Annotated in this window: 12 protein-coding genes; 1 reads left to right on the forward strand and 11 read right to left on the reverse strand. The window is 62.0% G+C overall.

Annotation, left to right across the window (positions count from 1 at the left end; all coding sequences use genetic code 11):
* Position 1: 1 nt before the first annotated feature.
* Entirely contained in the window at positions 2-1,354 is a 1,353-nt protein-coding gene (locus tag ASF70_RS02460; protein ID WP_062577126.1) for a folylpolyglutamate synthase/dihydrofolate synthase family protein, read from the forward strand.
* 85 nt (positions 1,355-1,439) lie between these two features.
* Here the strand turns inward: ASF70_RS02460 and trxA are convergent, their stop codons facing one another.
* From trxA to ASF70_RS02515, 11 genes are all read right to left on the reverse strand, one after another.
* Positions 1,440-1,760, reverse strand: coding sequence for a thioredoxin (gene trxA / locus ASF70_RS02465; RefSeq protein ID WP_062462956.1), 321 nt, complete (start codon positions 1,758-1,760; stop codon positions 1,440-1,442).
* A gap of 69 nt (positions 1,761-1,829) precedes the next feature.
* On the reverse strand, positions 1,830-5,420 hold the full coding sequence (gene addA, locus ASF70_RS02470) for a double-strand break repair helicase AddA (protein ID WP_062577128.1): 3,591 nt from the start codon (positions 5,418-5,420) through the stop codon (positions 1,830-1,832).
* Entirely contained in the window at positions 5,413-8,616 is a 3,204-nt protein-coding gene (gene addB, locus ASF70_RS02475) for a double-strand break repair protein AddB (RefSeq protein WP_062577129.1), read from the reverse strand. The genes addA and addB overlap by 8 nt, the downstream gene beginning before the upstream one ends.
* A gap of 4 nt (positions 8,617-8,620) precedes the next feature.
* Entirely contained in the window at positions 8,621-9,361 is a 741-nt protein-coding gene (locus ASF70_RS02480) for a nucleotidyltransferase family protein (protein WP_062577201.1), read from the reverse strand.
* 16 nt (positions 9,362-9,377) lie between these two features.
* On the reverse strand, positions 9,378-10,895 hold the full coding sequence (gene tsaE, locus ASF70_RS02485; protein WP_062577131.1) for a tRNA (adenosine(37)-N6)-threonylcarbamoyltransferase complex ATPase subunit type 1 TsaE: 1,518 nt from the start codon (positions 10,893-10,895) through the stop codon (positions 9,378-9,380).
* Positions 10,892-13,483, reverse strand: a complete 2,592-nt coding sequence (locus ASF70_RS02490) for an ATP-binding protein (RefSeq protein WP_062577133.1) — start codon at positions 13,481-13,483, stop codon at positions 10,892-10,894. The genes tsaE and ASF70_RS02490 overlap by 4 nt, the downstream gene beginning before the upstream one ends.
* A 207-nt stretch (positions 13,484-13,690) precedes the next feature.
* A complete protein-coding gene (gene ahcY / locus ASF70_RS02495; RefSeq protein ID WP_062462971.1) occupies positions 13,691-15,091 on the reverse strand; it encodes an adenosylhomocysteinase in 1,401 nt (466 codons plus the stop codon).
* Between the two features lie 160 nt (positions 15,092-15,251).
* Positions 15,252-15,530, reverse strand: a complete 279-nt coding sequence (locus tag ASF70_RS02500) for an HPr family phosphocarrier protein (RefSeq protein ID WP_062577136.1) — start codon at positions 15,528-15,530, stop codon at positions 15,252-15,254.
* A gap of 17 nt (positions 15,531-15,547) precedes the next feature.
* Positions 15,548-15,949 (reverse strand): PTS sugar transporter subunit IIA, encoded by a 402-nt coding sequence (locus ASF70_RS02505; protein ID WP_062462977.1) that lies wholly within the window; start codon positions 15,947-15,949, stop codon positions 15,548-15,550.
* A 127-nt stretch (positions 15,950-16,076) separates the two neighbouring features.
* The gene (locus ASF70_RS02510; RefSeq protein ID WP_062577137.1) at positions 16,077-16,544 is read right to left on the reverse strand and encodes a serine kinase; all 468 of its coding nucleotides are present in this window, start codon (positions 16,542-16,544) and stop codon (positions 16,077-16,079) included.
* Entirely contained in the window at positions 16,541-18,280 is a 1,740-nt protein-coding gene (locus tag ASF70_RS02515; protein ID WP_092665282.1) for a sensor histidine kinase, read from the reverse strand. Before ASF70_RS02515 ends, ASF70_RS02510 begins: the two co-directional genes overlap by 4 nt.
* Between the last annotated feature and the right edge of the window lie 24 nt (positions 18,281-18,304).

An 18,304-nucleotide genomic window follows, 5' to 3' on the forward strand; every position in this document is an offset into this window, starting at 1 on the left:
GATGACGACGATGAACCAGCCCGTGGCAAGTGCGGCCGAGCAGGAAATCGAGCGGCTGATGACCCTTCACCCGAAGGGTTTCGATCTGTCGCTCGAGCGCATTACCCGCCTCCTTGAGGTGCTCGGCAATCCACATCTGAAACTGCCGCCGGTCATTCATGTGGCCGGCACCAACGGGAAGGGGTCCTGCACCGCCTTCTGCCGCGCGCTTCTCGAAGCGGGTGGCTACTCCGTGCATGTCCACACCTCACCGCATCTTGTGCACTGGCACGAACGGTTTCGCATCGGCGTCAAGGGCGGCCGCGGCCAGCTTGTCGACGATGCGCTTCTGGCGGATGCGCTTCGCCGCGTCGGCGATGCCAATGCCGGCCAGATGATCACCGTGTTCGAAATCCTGACGGCAGCAACCTTCCTGATCTTCTCCGAACAGCCGGCCGATGCCGTGGTGCTGGAAGTGGGCCTGGGCGGTCGCTTCGATGCAACCAACGTCATCGCCGACCCCGCCGTCTCGGTGATCATGCCGATCGCGCTCGATCATCAGGCCTATCTCGGCGACAAAGTCGAACTGATTGCAGCGGAAAAAGCCGGCATCATGAAACGCCGCCGCCCGGTCGTCGTCGGCGCCCAGGAATTTGATGCGGCCCGCGAGGTTCTGGTTGCGACAGCCGAACGGTTGGGCTGTCCGCTCTCCATCTATGGCCAGGATTTCTCCGCCCATGAGGAATTCGGCCGGCTGATCTACCAGGACGAAGACGGCCTGCAGGACCTGCCGCTGCCGCGCCTTCCGGGCCGCCACCAGTTCGCCAACGCCGCTGCTGCCATCCGCGCCGTCAAGGCCGCCGGTTTCACGGTAACGGATGCGACCATGGAAAAGGCGATGGGCATGGTTGAATGGCCGGCCCGCCTGCAAAAGCTGGTCGAAGGGAAACTGCTCGAATTCGCGCCCCCGGGTTCGGAAATCTGGCTGGACGGCGGGCACAACCCGGCCGGAGGCGAAGTGATTGCCGAAGCCATGGCCGCCTTCGAGGAACGCCAGCCCCGGCCGCTCTACCTCGTCACCGGCATGATCAATACAAAGGATCCCGTCGGCTATTTCCGGGCCTTTGCGGATCTCGGCGAACACGTCTTTACCGTCCGCATCCGCGATAGCGAGGCAGGCCTTGATCCAGTTGTGCTGGCCAATGCTGCGTTCGACGCTGGTCTGGTGGCCGAGCCCGCGGGTTCCACCATCGAAGCCTTGCAGGAAATCACCCGCCGCCAGCTGCCCGGCAGTCCGCCGCCCCGTATCCTGATCGGCGGCTCGCTCTATTTCGCCGGCAATGTACTCGCCGACAATGGCACGCCACCGGTCTGATGACGGACAGGATCTATCAACAGCAGATAACAAAAAACCCGGCTGATCGATCAGCCGGGTTTTTGGATTCACGTGAAACAGAAGCTTAAGCGGCGCTGGAGATCCAGGCGGCAAGCGCCGTCTTTGGCGCAGCGCCAACCTTGATGTCGGCCACTTCGCCGCCCTTGAACATGGCAAGGGTCGGGATCGAGCGCACACCGAACTGGGCAGCCAGTTCCGGGTTCTCATCGATGTTCAGCTTGACGACCTTCACCTTGCCGGCGAGTTCCGTCGAAATCTCTTCGAGGCTCGGAGCGATCATCTTGCACGGGCCGCACCATTCGGCCCAGAAATCGACGACGACCGGCTCTACGGCGTCCAGAACTTCAGCCTGAAAATTGTTTGTATCGACTTTCACGGTAGCCATTGGGCTCTCCTTCGATTCTTGTTGACCCAGATGTGAGATCGGCACTCACTATTTTCAATGTCCGTCATGTCACTTTGTCTTAAGTTCTGCAAGCGAACGGGACATCAGCTCCACACCCAGCGGGATTACCTTTGCCGTCTCGGTGTAGACGAGCACGCAGTCGATCGCTTTGCCCGGATAAAGAGGCGTGAGGATTTCGCGGTAGATGGCGAGCTGTGCCCTGTGGGTCAATGGCACGTCTTCCGCAGTGCTCGGCGGAAAGCGGTTCGTCTTGTAATCGAGGATGATGACGCGGTCCTCCATCTCGACCAGCCGGTCGATCCGACCCGAGATAGCGTAGTCCTCACCCTCCAGCGTCAGCGTCCCCATGATCGACACTTCCGATTGGCTGCGCGCCGAAAATACCGGCGCGAGCTCGGGGAGAGACAGAACCGACATGACGCTCTCGACCAGCTTCTGTCGCTCAGCCGGCGGCCAGAAGCGGGCGGCGCGCTCGGCGTAGCGCCGGGCGGCCGCTTCGCGTTCGCTGTCCGGAAAGTCGGTCAGCATCTGCAGCATGCGATGCACCAGCTTGCCCTTTTGCAGCGCCAGGCTGCCGGTCGCCTTGTCGCCGAACAGGGGCGATGTGACGATCAGATCATCATCGTCGTCGTCGATCATGGTGCCGGCGCCGGACGGGCTAAGCGGCCGCGGCAGGATCTTGCGGGGCGGCAGCGGCCGTGAAAGCGCCGTGGGCAGGGTAGGGGCGGAAGCTTCTCTTTCCGAGCCGCCGGCAGCTGTATGGTCCGCTTTGGCAGCAGCCTTGCCCGGTGCCGCGGGCAGGCGCCAGGACAGGCCGCTCCACTCGCCCTCGGGGCCTGAGAACGTGGCTGGGCTGCAATGCTGCCCACTCGTCGACAAGGCACGCGCGATCATCGCCTGCCAGCTGTCAGGGTTATCCCGGCTGCCGCGATAGCCGCAAATCACCAGATGATCGGCAGCGCGGGTCATGCCCACATAGAGAAGTCGCCGGTACTCTTCTTCGGCAGAGGTCTTCAGCCGTTCGTCGTCCGCCGCCGTCAGCGGGTTGGACAGCGTCTTGCCCGCAAGCCAGGCCGGAACATCGCCATGGACGGTCTTCAGCAGCCGGAATTTCGGCACATGCGATGGAATGAAGGATTTCGAGTTGCTGTCGACCAGAAACACGACCGGCGCTTCCAGGCCCTTGGAGGCATGCACAGTCATGATCCGCACCTCGTTGCGGCCACCATCCTGTTCGCGCTTCACTTCGGGGCTTTCGAGCTCCAGCGTGGATACGAAAGCCTGCAGGCCGGGCAGGCCGGATGTCTCGTGATCGAGCGCGAAGGTCAGCAATTCGTCGAGAATATCGCCCGCCTCGGTGCCGAGCCGCCCGAGAAAGTTCCGCCGTCCGCCGTGCTGTCCGAGAATACGGGCATAGAGATCATGCGGGCTGAGCAGGCGCGACAGCGTCAGCAGATGCTGCAGGCGCTCGGCTGCATCACGAAACCGCAGCGGCTGTTTTTCGGCAAGACGCTTGAGCTGCGTCCAGGCGCTGTCATCTTCGGGTCTGAGCGCCGCAACCTCGAACACATCCTCCTCTGACAGATCGAACAACGGGCTTTTGAGCAGCGCCGCCAGCGACAGGTCGTCCTGCGGCAGAAGCAGAAAGCGGCCAAGCGCCAGCAGATCCTGCACCGCGATATGGCTCGTCAGCTTCAACCGGTCGGCGCCTGCTACGGGAATGTTGTCGCGACGTTTCAGCGCCCGCGTCAGCGCGTTAACGAAGGCGTCGCGCTTTCTCACGAGAACGAGAATGTCGCCAGGCTCGATCGGCCGTTCCACGCCCTTTTCGATGATCGTCTCGCGGCCGATCATCTCGCCGATCCGGGCGGCGATGCGAGAGGCGAGAATGGCAGCCGGTGCCTTGTCCGGGGTCGAATCGAACGGCGCCGTCCAGTCGTCTTCCTGTTCGGACACTTCGGGCGCCACCACGTCCCACAGATCGACCGCGCCGGGATGACCCATGCGGTTGGAACGGTGCTGCACCGGATCGCCGATCGCGGACAGGCCCTTGGCATTTTCCTCGATCGAGAACACCTGATCGACGGCAGAAAGAATGTCGGCTGTCGACCGGAAGGACAGCGGCAGGCGGATCGCATGGAACGGCTGGCCGCTGGCCGCCACCTGCTTTTGCGTCGCGTTGCGTTCCTCGGCGAACCGCTCAGGGCGCGCGCCCTGGAACGAATAGATCGACTGTTTCTCGTCGCCGACGGCAAACATCGTGCGGCGCGTATCGCGCGCGCTGTTGCCTGAATAGAAATCTTCCGCCAGCGACTTGATCACGGTCCACTGGATCGGGCTGGTATCCTGCGCCTCGTCGACCAGAATGTGATCGATGCCCTGGTCGAGCTTGTAATGCACCCAGGCGCCGACACCGTCGCGAGTGAGAAGATCGGCGGTACGAGCGATCAGATCCTCGAAATCGAGAAGGCTGCGGCCCCGTTTCAGGTCCTCGTAGTCGTCGGTCAGGCGTGCGGCGAGTGTCAGCGCCGCCTTGGTGGCCGCAAACAGGCGAAACAGCCGCAACCGGTTCCGGCAGCTCAGAACATGCTCTCGCGCCGCATCGATCGCGCCGGCAAGCTCCGGTGCGATCTTGGTCATGGCGCTGGCGATCAGGCTGCGATCTGCCTTCACCGTGCCCTTAGCCGTCAGGAAGATGGAGTCGAGATAAGCGGCACGCTTGAAGACATCCGTCTCCTTGGCGACCAGACGCAAACCATAGGCCACCTCATGGACGGTCGAGCCGCCCTTCTGATCGGCAAGCGACAGATAGAGATCGAGCGTGATGCCGGAAAGCTGGGGCAGCGGCCAATAGGTGGCGGCAATGCTGTCTTCGCTAGCGGCTGGGTCGAGCCCGAGAACCCGTTTCAGTTCCGGGCCGATGCCGCCGTTCTTTTCCGCCTGCGCGGTGAACTTGCGGATCGCGGTTCGTCTGGCAACGATATCGGAGAGCAGCGCTTCCAGCCCGAACTCGTCGCCGAGATCAAGCACGTGGGCAAAGGCTTCCGCCAGATCTGGATCGTCTTCAGCGGATGTCGCCGTCAGCAGCGAACGCCGCGCCTCGGAGAGGAGCGCGGTTGCAGCGCGGTCGTCAAGCACGGAAAAATGGCCCGCAACATTGGCCTCCAGCGGAAACTGGTGCAGCAAAGCTTCGCAGAAGGCATGGATCGTCTGGATCTTCAGACCACCCGGCGTTTCCAGCGCCTTGGCAAACAGCCGCCGCGCCTCGGCGATCTTCATGGAATCCGGCTCATGACCTTCGATAGCCGCGATCCGCGTGCGCAACTCTTCGTCGGAAAGAACCGTCCACTCGGACAGCCGCTGGAAGACGCGGTTCGACATTTCCGATGCCGCGGCCTTGGTATAGGTGAGGCAGAGGATGGCGGAGGGACGGCATCCGGCAAGTAGAAGCCGGATCACCCGCTGGGTCAGCACATGCGTCTTGCCGGAGCCGGCATTGGCCGACACCCAGGCGGAACTGGCCGGGTCCGAGGCACGCGATTGCTGAACCGTCGTCCAGTCGATCCAATGAAGCGGGTCGTCTCCATCCGGCAGGTCCGAAGCCGGGTTATCCGGAAGGTCGGTGAAAAGATCACTCATCGGCGTCTGCCTCTCCATCGTCATCGGCGGTCGACCACTCGGCAACGCGGGCGAGGTGATCGTATTCGCCGCCGAAATCGCCCTGGGCAAACGGCACCAGCCGCGAGGCGAACCCCGCATCGCCCTGACGCAGCTTGATGACGAACTTGGTCAACTGGTCGATCGATTCCTGCGCCAGATCGATCGCCGATTTCGGCTGGCGTTTGGCATTCGCGGTTGCGCCCTCGTTGTTGATCCGGTCTTCCTTGAACCGGTCGCCGGGTCGAAGCCGGACATAAAGAAGATCGCCGGGCCGCTGGATGCCCATCGTCTTGAAGGCGCCTGCCTGCAGCGCCGCTGCCTCCAAGGCAAGTTGCGGATCGAGCAGCGACCTCGCCTGCAATATTGAGGGGTTGAGGCCGGTCTTATAGTCAATGATATCGGCCTCGCCGGAGCGCTTGATGTCGATCCGGTCGGCAATGCCGGTAACGCGAATGCCAGCGCTCTCGACGTCGAAACCGGCACCGGCTTCCGTCACGCTGCTGCGCACTTCCGGTGCGCGCCGTTCTTCCCAGTCGAGAAAGGCCCGCGCCACCTCGACAAAGCGCGGCCGCCAGACCCGGTCTATATGCGGCGGGAGCTGTTCGGCGTCGAACAGCTCCCGCGTGATGCGCTGCATTGCTTCACGTGAAACCGGTGTGCCGGGCTTGTGTCCTTCGCGCGTATAGTGATCGATGATGGCGTGGTAGAGCGTGCCGCGCTGTGCCGCACCCGGATCTTCGTTGAACGGCGCCAGCGGATCGAGTTTGAGGATACGCCGTGCATAGATCGAATAGGGGTCGCGACGCAGCCGTCCGACTTCGCTGAACGAATATTTGACCGGCTGCAGCTCCGCCGGCGGTTTGGGGGCAGGGCGCCTGGCCTGCTGCTGGTTGTCGCCACGATCGATCAGTGATGCCCAATGCAGGATATCCTTGCCGCGCGCCTTCAATTCGTCGGCAAAACTTTTGCCGCCCAGCGCCAGCAGTCTCTGCAGCCAGCGGGAGGCGACCGTCGGTGTCGATCCCTGTCGTGTGGAGCGGGAAAAGATCAGGTTGCGGGTGCCGCAGGCCATTTCGAAATCGTGCGCCAGCTGGCCGATGCGACGTTCGGGCGGTTCCAGCCCCATATCGGTCTTCATCGAGCGCGACAGGAACGGATTGTTGACCGTCTGTCCCGGCCAGGAGCCTTCGTTGAGACCGCCGAGGATCATCGTATCGACGCTTTGCAGCCGCGCTTCCAGCGTGCCGAAGATAAACACCCGCGGATGCGCAAGCGATCGCGGCTTCACCGCTTCGCCTGTCGTCAGCGCCATGACGATGTCGATCCACTGCGGCCCGTCGGCCTCGATCTGGCCTTCCGTCTCGATCACTTCGCCCAGCAGACCCGAGAGACGTTCGCCCGGCTCGCCCGACCAGAGTACCGAGAGATCACCGCGCTCGTCGATGCAAAGGGCTTCGAGCGCACGCCCGGTGCGGGTCGCCCAATCGGACAGCGTCAGTCTTGCCGTCAACCCGCGTCCATCGGGACGGCGGCGGATAAACGCGCTGACCAGCGGTTCCACCGCCGCCGATATCCGCTTTGCGATATCCTTTGCCTGAGCAACCGCACCTTCAGGCAACGAGCTGCGCCAATGCGGCATGTGGCGATCTTCAAGGATTGCGGTCAGCTGTGCATCGAGAAGCGGCTCGAGAGCGGCGATATCCATGTCGCCGACGCCACCGCGCAGCGCCAGCACTTCCAGCGCATCGATCGCGGCGCGCAATTCGGCAGGCGGAAGGCCAAGCCGTATCAGTGGGTGTTTCAACAGGCCGACGATCGCCACCGGATCGCCTGGCCGAAGCGTCGCTTCCAGCAGAAGCTGGGTCAACGTGCCCTGCGGCGTGCCCGAAAGCGCCGAACCGGCCGAATCATCGGCGAGGATGCCGAAACGGGCAAGCTCTGCGGTGACGCGGCGGCCAAGCGCGCGGTCGGGCGTGATTAGCGCTGCCTGTGCTTCGCCACCGTTGCGTCCAGGTTTCTCCAGCGCGAGCCGCAAGGCGATGGCAATTGCCACCGCTTCCTCGCGCTCGTTAGCGGCTTCGATCAGCGCGACATCGGCAAAGGCCGCGCGCAGCTTTTCCGGATCGGCCTCCTGGCGCCATGTACTCCAGCGATCGGTCGCCTTGGCGGGCACCAGCGCCTGCGAGATCGCCTCAGCGCGGAAGGCGAGATCGGCCTGCGTCTCGCCGATGACAGTGACATCCTCACGTGTCGCACCGATCTTCTTCAACAGGCGGGACAAACCGAACTGCGGATGGCTGCGGCTCGAAGGGTCGGGCTTGCCGTCGAAGGTTTCCTCGCCCACCATGTCCCACTGGTCCTGCGGCATCGTCATGTCGAGGCCCGGCAGGACAACCGTGCCTTCGGCAAGCCTGGAGATCGCCGCGATCAGCTCGGCCGCTGCCGGAACAGAGCCTGTGGATCCTGCAACAATCACGGGCCCCTTGTGCTCCCGCTCGGTAATCCGACGCGCCTCTCCGCGCAGGATTGAAGCACGATGCTTTGCCGGCGAAGAGCGTTTCAACTCCTCAAGTCGCGTCGGCCAGAAACCGCTGGCGATCTTCAGGAATTCGGCGGTGAGCTGCCACCAGAGCGCATGTTCGCCGGTCTGGAGATTGTCGAGATCCTTCCAGTCGCGTTCCTCGGTCTCGATCGCATCGAGCAGTTCCGCCAGCGCCCGGGCAAGCCAGATCGCATCCGCCGGACTTGCGGGCGCGACAAGCGGCGATTCCGAATGCACGTCCAACACGATCTTCGGCAACTGGTTGCGCCAGGCAAGGATCAGCCGGCCGAGTTCGAGAAGTCGCGCCGTGCCGCCGATCGGCAGGGCCAGATCCATTTCCTCGGGTGCCACGAGATCGAAGAAGCCCTGATCGTCGTCGGTCTCGCCAAGCGGCCGGATGACCGGCAGGATCGCGGCGCGACCGCCGAGAAGATCGACGAATTCCGAGCGCAGCACACGCGCCGAACGGCGGGTCGGCACAAAAATTGTGACGTCAGCCAGCGACAGCGGATTTTGGGGATCGTAGCGAAACGTCTCGTTCAGCCGCCCGTCGCAGAGTGCTGCGGCTAGCGTCTTCAGGAAAGGCGCACCTGACGGGATGGAGAAGAGGCGGTTCGGCGATGCATCCGACATCGGATCAGGCCCCTGCTTTGTGGCGGGCAATCACGGCTTCGGCTTCAGGCAGCGCTTCCGGCGTGCCGACGGTGATCCATTCGCCATCCATCACGAGGCCGAACAGCCGGTCGTTCTTGATGGCGCGGTCGAAATAGATGTTGAGGTTGAAGGCATCATCAGGCGCGTCGTCGAGAAGCGACGTGTGCATGACGATCGCACCCGCATAGACGACCGGGTTGTCTTGCCCTTCGGTGTAGCGCGACAGTCTTCCGTCGGAGGAAAGCTGGAAATCCTTCTTGCCGTTGTGTCCGGTGGTGCACTCCAGCGGCACGCAAAGCAGCGCCATATCCATGCGCTCAGCATCGAAAAATTCGGCCAAACGCTCAAGGTTTGTGGGCTCGCCTGACTTTTCACCGATCCAGAACAGGTCGGCGTTCATGACGAAGACAAAGCCTCGTTGAAGCAGGGACAGACCCTGCTTCAAGCCACCACCCGAGTTCATCAGCTGCGCCCGCTCGTCGGACACGATGATTTCAAGGCGCGGATAGGCGGCGAGATGCGCTTCCATCCGGTCGGCGAAGTGATGGACGTTGACGACCGCATGCGTTACCCCGACGTCGGCCAGGGCATCGAGCCCGTAATCGATCATCGGCTTTCCGGCAACGGGCACCAGTGGCTTCGGCATCGTATCGGTGATCGGGCGAAGCCGGGTACCGAGCCCTGCCGCCAGCACCATAGCCTGCGTGATCGGGGTGTTGGTCATGTCCATGCAACCGTATTTATGATTCGGGAAGCTCTATACCAGCCCTGTGGCACCAATCGCGCAAGGGCGCGAGTGCTTCATGCGCGAGTGCCGTCGAAAGATGGCGCAATGTTCGCGGCATATGCTTCATATAGTGCGGCTTGCCGTCGCGTTCCCGCAGCCGAACCCAGAGACCGGCGAGCTTGCAGTTACGCTGTGCCGCCATGATCGCCCAGGATTTCAGGAAACCCGCTTCGTCAAATCCGCCCAGTGCGCGGCGCAGCGTCAGGTAGTCGATCATCATCTGATCGGCCAGAACCTTGGGAATATCGACGCGGGCGTCCTGGACCAGCGACGCGAGGTCGTAAGCCGTCGGGCCGATCATCGCATCCTGAAAATCGATCAGGCCCACCTGATGCACGCCGGAGGCTTGGCTACGCCAGATGATGTTCGGAGAATGGAAATCGCGCAGCAGCAGGTTCTTCTCTGCAGAGCCGAGCTCTGCGATCAGCCCGTCCCAGATCGAGAGATACTCTTCTCGCTCGTCCTCTCCAGCCTGTCCGCCCCGCTTCCACGGTAGATACCAGTCGAGCAGAAGCCGCGCTTCCATCTTCATCGCAACCGGATCGAAATCCGGAATGTGATGCGTGCTGGACCCGGCGACGGGAAGATCCTGGAGGATCTCATGGCCATGCAGATAGGCCAGCGCCACGACGCTTTCGCGGTAACGTTCGCCGATCGGCTGCCCGTCCTCGTCGAGCACACCGTCCTGGCCGAGATTTTCGATGAGGAGAATGCCCTGGTCGTAATCGACCTCGAGCACTTCAGGCGCGCAAAGGCCGATGCCGCGCAGGTATTCGGAGATCGCCACGAACGGATAGGCATCCTCGGCGATATGCGCCACTTTCGGATACGGCTTGCCGTCGAGAACCGGCGGACCCTCGGGCCGCTTCGGCCAGTCCATCAGGATCAGTGTCTCGCCTGATTCGCTCAGAACCGTTTCATAGGCCCGCATCGAGGCATCGCCGGTCAGAAAGCGGCGTCGGCCATTGGCATGACCGTGAGTGCACAGAAACTCGCGGATGGCGATCACTCGGCGAATGCGGGCAAGGGCTGCTTCCGGTGCCGTGATCGTCGCGCGTCGGCCAACCGTCTCGTGCTCGAGCGTCAGCGTGATGCGGTCGAGAGGCAGGAGATCGCCGCCCATTTCCGGCCATTCGACAAGGCAGATGCCGGAGGAAAGCGCTTCGTCGAAACCGAGTTCGTCGAGCTCGGATGGGTCGGCCAGCCGGTAGAGATCGAAATGCGCCACGGGAATGAGCAGGTCATAGATCTGGACCAGCGTGAAAGTAGGGCTCGGGACTTCCAGATCGTTTTGGTCCGCCATGGCCCGAAGGAAGGCCCGGGCCAGAGTCGATTTGCCGGCGCCAAGATCGCCCGAAAGCGCCAGGCAGTCGCCGGCCTTCAGCGCCAGCACCAGATCCTCGCCGAAGAGAATTGTCTCGGCCTCGTCGGCCAGTGTCACGACAATGCTATCGCCAGGCGCAGCGATCATTCGGCAGCGACCGAACGGGCCCGCGATCCGACCGGAATGCGGCAGGTGACAACCGTTCCCTGTCCGGCCCGGCTGTCGATCGAGACGTCGCCGTTGTGGAGGGTAACGAAGCTTTCGACGATCGAAAGGCCAAGGCCAGCACCGCTGCGCTTGCCGCCCTTGGCGTTCGCCTTGAACCGGTCGAACACCGTTTTCAGCATGTCAGGAGGAATGCCGGGGCCTCTGTCAGTTACCGAGAAGAACACGTTGCCCTCGTCGCGCCAGCAATTCAGCGAGATCGCGGACCCCTCGGGCGCAAAATTGGTGGCGTTCATCAGAAGCTTGATCAGGATCTGCTTCAGCCGCTGCTCGTCGGCAAACACGGTTCCGAGTGCCGTCGGCGCGATGATTTCCAGCGTCACCGTATTTTCGTGGAGCCGGTCGGCGATCTGCATCGCCACGTCGTCCAAAAGCTCGTCCACGGCCAGCTGCGAATAGTTCAGCTGCATGATGCCGGCATCGACGGTCGCAAGATCAAGGATATCGTTGACGATGGTGAGAAGCACCGACGAGGACGTGGAGATGTGGTCGATATATTCGGCCTGTCGCTCGTTCAATTCGCCCATGCCGGGCGTCTTCAGGAGATCCGTGAAGCCAATGATGTTGGTCAGCGGCGACCGCAACTCGTAGGAAACGTGCTGGACGAAATCGTTCTTCAGCTCGTCTGCCTTCTGCAGCGCCTCGTTCTTTTCCTTGAGTGCCCGCTCGGCACGCGCGCTGGCCGTCATGTCGACGAAGGTGAACATCGTCTGGGCATTCGGCAAAGGCGTCGCGGCATAGTCGAGGATGAGGCCTGAATAGAGCTCGAACGTTCCCTGAATCGAGGCCCGTTCGTCATCGAAATTGGTCAGCATCTGCCCGAAATGACGCCAGCCGTCCGGCTCGTCATAGGATGGCGCGCAGGCTTTCTCGATCGCCTTGATATGGGTGCCCGGCTTGGTCTCGTCGGCGGTCACGCCCCAGAGCGCACGGAAAGCGGGGTTGGACAGTGTGATTCGGCCGTCCGGGCCGAACACGGCCACGCCTTCTGCAAGGTGGTCGATCGTTTCGCCCTGAACCTTGACCAGCGTGTTGTAACGGGTTTCGAGATCGACCTGTTCGGTGAGGTTCTCGAACACCCAGGTGGCGCCGCCGCGAGGGTGCGCGGTGGCGATGACGCGCAGCGTCTGGCCGTTCGGCAGATGCCAGGTATCGGTCTTGGTATCGAGCGCCTGGTAGATCGACAGCGCCGATTCCTTCCAGTTGCGCCAGCTGAGCTCTTCCGGCAGCTTGCCGTTGGCGCGCAGCTTGTCGAGCAGTTCGGAATTATCCGGCCGCGATTCGAGGAAGGGCAGGGAAAGGCCCCACAGCTGGACGAAAGCCTGGTTGTAGAATTGCAGCCGCCGTTCGCCGTCGAAGATCGCGACGGGTGTCGCGAGATGGTCCAGCGTTTCGGCGTGGCTGTTGAGCGTCCGCTTCAGCTCTTCGCGCACCGATTCGGCTTCCGACACATCGATCGCAATGCCGACGGAACCGTTCGTTGCTACGACATCGACAACGTCGAACACGGTACGATTGCCGCGCACGACAGTAGAGATGCGGTCGTGGAAAGGCGAGTTGGCTGTTGCGACGGCGCGGATTTTCTCACGCGCGATCGTGCCCAGGAATTCGCGGCTTTCGTCAACGGCCTGCGTCGGAACCTTGGCTTCGACGGCATCGCTATAGGCGTGGTTGACCCAGGCAAGCCTGCCCTGTGCGTCGCGCTGCCAGACCGGCTGTTCGATCGTGTCGAGCAGCGAGTGGAAAAGCGAGATGGAGTGGGTCAGCCGTTCGCGTTCGATCTTCAGTTCGGCAAGCTCGGCGCGCAGGTTGTTGAGCGCGATAAAGCGGACAAACGCCTTTCCGCCCGAAACGCGGCCCTGCACCTCAAGGATTTCGTCGCGGTTGGTTTCAAGAACCAGATCGAAGCTGCGGGCTTCGCCGCGCAGAGCGTCGATCGCCTTTTCCAGCTCGATTGCCGAAGAAGAGCGCAGCCAGCGTCCAAAAGCGAGAAAATCGCGATCCTGCTGCGGCGCACCGGTTTCAGCCGGCAACTGGCCCAGGAACTCAGGTTTGGAGTAGCCGCTTTCCCATACCACGATGCGGCGGTTCTTGTCGGCGATCAGCGCCTCGTACTTGGAAATCCGCTGCTGCGCATCCGACAGCGCGCTGCGCATATCCTGGGTTTCGGCTTCCATGTTGCCGCGCTGGCGAACCAGCCAGACGGCCGACAGCAGGGCAGCCCCCAGCGCGCCAAGCACCAGCGACGACCAGATCACCTGGGTCGACGAGAACATGTGCGGGCCGACCGTGCCGGCCTCCTGTGCATGCGCCATCCCAGCCACGCCTGAGAGCACCGTCCCCGCCAGGAACGCTGCAGCCGGACGTGCCAAGCTCACCGGCGCAAGCCGGGCAAGGTCTTTCTTCCACCGCCCATTTGCCGCCTCTTTGCAGGCGTCCAGGCCGCAGCTCATCGCCACGCCACAAATGAGATCGGCCTGCTTTCGCAGGCTCGTTTTTCTTACCGACATGACCGGTCTGTCTCCGTCCAATTGCCGCTTATCGACAAGACATACCACATCGCACCTTGCCCGAAGCCGGAGGCCCGAACGAGTACGAATCAAGAGCTGTAACAATACCTGCCGCGGCAGAGAGCGGGAAGGCGCGGGGCCAAAAAAGAAGCCGCAGCCTTTGTCAAGGCTGCGGCCACAAGATGTTGTGGATTGTTCGGCTACGGATCAGTAGCGGTAGTGTTCAGCCTTGAACGGACCCTGCGACGAGACGCCGATATAAGCAGCCTGTTCGTCAGAAAGTTTGGTCAGCGTCACGCCGAGCCTTCCGAGGTGAAGACGGGCAACTTTTTCGTCGAGGTGCTTGGGCAGGATATAGACCTCGTTCTTGTACTCGCCCTGCTTCGTGAACAGCTCGATCTGGGCCAGCGTCTGGTTGGTGAACGAGGCGGACATGACGAAGGACGGATGGCCGGTAGCATTTCCGAGGTTGAGCAGGCGACCCTCCGACAGAAGGATCATCCGGTTGCCCTTCGGGAACTCGATCATGTCGACCTGCGGCTTCACGTTGGTCCACTTCAGGTTCTTCAACGCCGCAACCTGGATCTCGTTATCGAAATGGCCGATATTGCCGACGATCGCCATATCCTTCATCTCGCGCATATGCTCGATGCGGATGACGTCCTTGTTGCCGGTAGTGGTGATGAAGATATCGGCCGAGGCGACGACGTCTTCTAGCACGACGACTTCAAACCCGTCCATGGCAGCCTGCAGGGCGCAGATCGGATCGACTTCAGTGACCTTGACGCGAGCACCGGCGCCCTGGAGCGAAGCAGCCGAACCCTTGCCGACATCGCCGTAACCGCAGACGACGGCGACCTTGCCGGCCATCATCACGTCGGTGCCGCGGCGAATGCCGTCGACCAGCGATTCCTTGCAGCCGTACTTGTTGTCGAACTTCGACTTGGTGACGGAGTCGTTGACGTTGATGGCCGGGAAGGGCAGGAGGCCCTTCTTGGAAAGATCATAGAGGCGGTGAACGCCTGTTGTGGTCTCTTCGGTCACACCCTTGATCGCATCGCGCTGCTTGGTGAACCAGCCTGGCGAAGCGGCAAGACGCTTCTTGATCTGCGCGAACAGGATCTCTTCTTCTTCCGATGTGGGCACGGAAAGAACGTCCTCACCGGCTTCGGCGCGGGCGCCGAGCAGGATGTACATGGTGGCGTCGCCACCATCATCGAGGATCATGTTGGAGAAGCCGCCATCGGTCCACTGAAAGATCTTGTCGGTGTATTCCCAGTACTCGGTGAGCGATTCACCCTTCACGGCAAATACCGGGATGCCGGACGCTGCAATTGCAGCAGCGGCATGATCCTGGGTCGAGAAGATGTTGCAGGAGGCCCAGCGAATGTCGGCGCCGAGTTCCTTCAGCGTCTCGATCAGAACCGCCGTCTGGATCGTCATGTGCAGCGAACCGGAGATGCGGGCGCCCTTGAGCGGCTGCGATGCACCGAATTCCTCGCGGCACGACATCAGGCCCGGCATTTCGGTTTCGGCGATGTCGAGCTCCTTGCGGCCGTAGGCAGCAAGTTCGATATCCGCGACGATGTAATCCTTGTCAGTGCTCATAAAGCTCTCCGCGTGGTGTGTCGAAGGCAGGGGAACGGATTTCCGTTCATCCGGGCGTCGACGAAAAATCTCGCCAGCGGTGTAACAGGCTTGGGGCTGACTTGCAACTAACACATAAAGACGTCTTTATATGTTTATGTCCGTTCGGTTGCTATGGTTATCAAGCTTCTTCGCCGAACTTGTTGGCAACGAGCGCCTCCAGAGCGTCGAGCGCTTCAACAGCCTGCGGGCCGCTTGCGGAAACCTCGATCGAACAGCCGGTGCTGGCGGCCAGCATCATCAGGCCCATGATGGAATTGCCGCCGACTGTCGATCCATCCCTTGAAACCCTCACATCGGCTTCGAAACTTTCCACCATCTGCACGAACTTGGCCGATGCTCGCGCGTGGAGGCCACGCTTGTTGACGATTGTGAAATGCCGTGGGGCAAGGGGAGACATGCGTTTGCAGTGCTTTCTTATTTTCCGCTGAGCACGCGGCTTGCGACGTTGATATATTTGCGGCCGGCCTCGGAGGACTCGACCAGCGAGCGCTCCATGTTGTTGTCGCTTCGGACGCCGGCAAGCTTGATCAGCATCGGCAGGTTCATGCCGGCGATAACCTCCGTCTTGCCGCTTTCCATCACCGAGATCGAAAGGTTCGACGGCGTACCGCCGAACATGTCGGTGAGGATGATAACGCCGTATCCGTCATCGGCCTTGGCGACCGCATCGACGATATCCTGCCTCCGCTGGTCCATATCGTCTTCGGGGCCGATGCAAATGGTTTCGATGAATTTCTGAGGTCCGACGACGTGCTCGACGGCCTGTCGAAATTCCTCAGCCAGCTTGCCATGAGTGACAAGCACAATTCCGATCATGAAAACTGCCCCCTGCTATGGAAACTTGCGGCCAATATCGCAACGCAATACAGGCGTCCAGCGGTGGGGAGCCATCTTCGCCATGTCCGCATCAAGTTCAAGTTAAAAAATCGCGAGCCTGATTGGGTCAGAAGGGTCGCTCCCCTCGAAATGCCGGGAAAAGGCCGGAAAGCGCGGAAAGTGGCTCCGGAAAGAGCGACCATAATCTAACCAGTGGAATGTCTCCGAGACCCGAAAGCGCGAAGCGTTCGTTGTCCGGCGGATACCGTTCGTCGTTCGGAGACGACAGGACGCGCACGGCAAGATCGAGGGCAGCTGACGGGGCGGAGTCTACTTCGATAATGCCACTGCCGCGCAATTCGATGAGGCCGGCGATCGTCTGCGGCCGGTGTGCGACGAGGCGATCATTCTCGCGCGAGACGAACACCTGATCGTCGGCCACCAGCGCCGAAAAGACGCCCTGGCGTCTGGCGGCACTTAGACAGGCAAACGCCAGCATGGATTTGCCGCTGCCGGAAGGACCGGTGAAGAGGATGCCGCGGGTCCCGACGACGATCGCCGTGGCATGGATATTGACCCGTTGCGTATCGCTCATGGCTCTTCGCCCGAAGGAAGCGACAGCGTGAAGCGCGCGCCCTTAAGCGTCTCCGTCTGCGGATCGACAAGGTTTTCCGCCTGCAGGGAGCCGCCATGCGCCACGGCGATCTGACGGCTGATCGACAGTCCCAGGCCCGAATTCTGGCCGAAGCTCTCGCCATCGGGGCGATCGGTGTAGAACCGCTCGAAGATGCGATCGATGTTCTCGGCCTGAATGCCCGGACCGTTGTCATCCACGGTGACGACCACCTTGTCCTTGACCCGGGCGAGGCGGATGGCAATGCGACCGCCTTTTTCCGGCACGAAGGAGCGGGCATTTTCGATAAGGTTGGTGATGATCTGGCCAAGCCGCAGATCGTGGCCGTTGACGAGGTAATTCGGTTTCTGCCCGCCCTTCGCGTCGATGACCAGATCGATCTCAACCGGTTTGCGGCCGGTGCGGATCTGTCTGGAAATATCCACGAGGTTGCTCAGCAGCGTATCCATGCCGACAGGTGCCGAATCGGTCCGGGCAAGTTCCGCATCGAGCCTCGATGCATCGGAGATATCACTGATGAGACGGTCGAGGCGGCGCACATCGTGGAAGATGATATCCGTCAGTTTCTGTTTGGAGGCCTCGGATTTGGCAAGCGGCAGCGTCTCGACGGCGCTGCGCAAGGACGTCAGCGGGTTCTTCAGCTCGTGGCTCACGTCGGCTGCGAAGCTTTCGATCGCGTCGATGCGGTCGTAGAGCGCATTGGTCATGTCGCGAACAGCGATCGAGAGGTTGCCGATCTCGTCCTGACGATAGGAGAAATCCGGAATCTCTTCACGCTGCTTGGCACCGCGACGGACGCGAACAGCAGCAGCAGCAAGCCGGCGCAACGGATTGGCGATGGTGGACGACAGGAGCAGCGACAGCAGAATGTTGACGAGGGTCGCGACGCCGAAGACGCGCATGATCGCCAGCCGCTCCGCATGCACGATCTTGTCGATGTCGCCGGCCTGGGTCGAGAGAAGCAGAACGCCGAGCACCGCGCGGAACCTCTGGACCGGGACGGCGACGGAGACGATCAGTTCGCCGCGATCGGTAATGCGCACCACGGCGCCGCGAACGCCAGTCAGCGCGTTCATCACTTCCGGATAGATCGAGCCATCGCCACCCGGCGCTTCCTTGTAGGTCGGCAGGTTGCCGGGCTGCAGCATGCGGTTGAACAAGCCGGCAACCCATTCGCTCCAGGTCTGCGACTGATCTTCAACCGGCGGCAGATCAAAGCGCAGCACCTGGCCGCGCGAATAGAGGTGGCGCGAGTCCAGCAGCAGGTTTGCGTCTGCATCGAACAGTCGGGCGCGGGTGCGGGTCGGCGAGATCAGCCGCCGCAGCACGGGCGCGACCCGCTCGGGGTCGATCGGGAAATCGAGGTCCTCGTCGTTCGGCACCGGCGTGATGCTCTGGCCGGCCTGCAGTTCGAGAAGCTTCTGCGGATCGATGGTGATCGAATTGGTATCGACGGAGGCGGATGCGGAGATCGCGCCGGCAATGATTTCGCCCTGCGTCAGCAGGCTCTCGACGCGGGCATCGATCAACCCCTCGCGAAACTGGTTGAGATAGAGGATGCCGGCGACGAGAACGACGGTCGCCGCGATGTTGAAGAACAGAATACGGCGGGTGAGGCTGGAAAACACCGCGTGGCCGAACACCCGGCGAATGAGCGTGAACGGTCGCGACCAGAAGCGCCGTGAGGCGCGGCGTATTCCGGCACTCGCGGGTCTGGTCGT

Origin of the sequence: Rhizobium sp. Leaf321 (assembly GCF_001423215.1) — a bacterium.
GTDB classification, from domain to species: Bacteria; Pseudomonadota; Alphaproteobacteria; order Rhizobiales; family Rhizobiaceae; genus Neorhizobium; species Neorhizobium soli.

What these genes read in the sequence shown, in the direction of transcription:
- ASF70_RS02500 (WP_062577136.1), bottom strand. Translation starts at nt 15,530, where the DNA reads ATGTCTCCCCTTGCCCCACGGCATTTCACAATCGTCAACAAGCGTGGC.
- addB (WP_062577129.1), bottom strand. Translation starts at nt 8,616, where the DNA reads ATGTCGGATGCATCGCCGAACCGCCTCTTCTCCATCCCGTCAGGTGCG.
- ASF70_RS02505 (WP_062462977.1), bottom strand. Translation starts at nt 15,949, where the DNA reads ATGATCGGAATTGTGCTTGTCACTCATGGCAAGCTGGCTGAGGAATTT.
- ahcY (WP_062462971.1), bottom strand. Translation starts at nt 15,091, where the DNA reads ATGAGCACTGACAAGGATTACATCGTCGCGGATATCGAACTTGCTGCC.
- ASF70_RS02510 (WP_062577137.1), bottom strand. Translation starts at nt 16,544, where the DNA reads ATGAGCGATACGCAACGGGTCAATATCCATGCCACGGCGATCGTCGTC.
- addA (WP_062577128.1), bottom strand. Translation starts at nt 5,420, where the DNA reads ATGAGTGATCTTTTCACCGACCTTCCGGATAACCCGGCTTCGGACCTG.
- tsaE (WP_062577131.1), bottom strand. Translation starts at nt 10,895, where the DNA reads ATGATCGCTGCGCCTGGCGATAGCATTGTCGTGACACTGGCCGACGAG.
- trxA (WP_062462956.1), bottom strand. Translation starts at nt 1,760, where the DNA reads ATGGCTACCGTGAAAGTCGATACAAACAATTTTCAGGCTGAAGTTCTG.
- ASF70_RS02480 (WP_062577201.1), bottom strand. Translation starts at nt 9,361, where the DNA reads ATGACCAACACCCCGATCACGCAGGCTATGGTGCTGGCGGCAGGGCTC.
- ASF70_RS02490 (WP_062577133.1), bottom strand. Translation starts at nt 13,483, where the DNA reads ATGTCGGTAAGAAAAACGAGCCTGCGAAAGCAGGCCGATCTCATTTGT.
- ASF70_RS02460 (WP_062577126.1), top strand. Translation starts at nt 2, where the DNA reads ATGACGACGATGAACCAGCCCGTGGCAAGTGCGGCCGAGCAGGAAATC.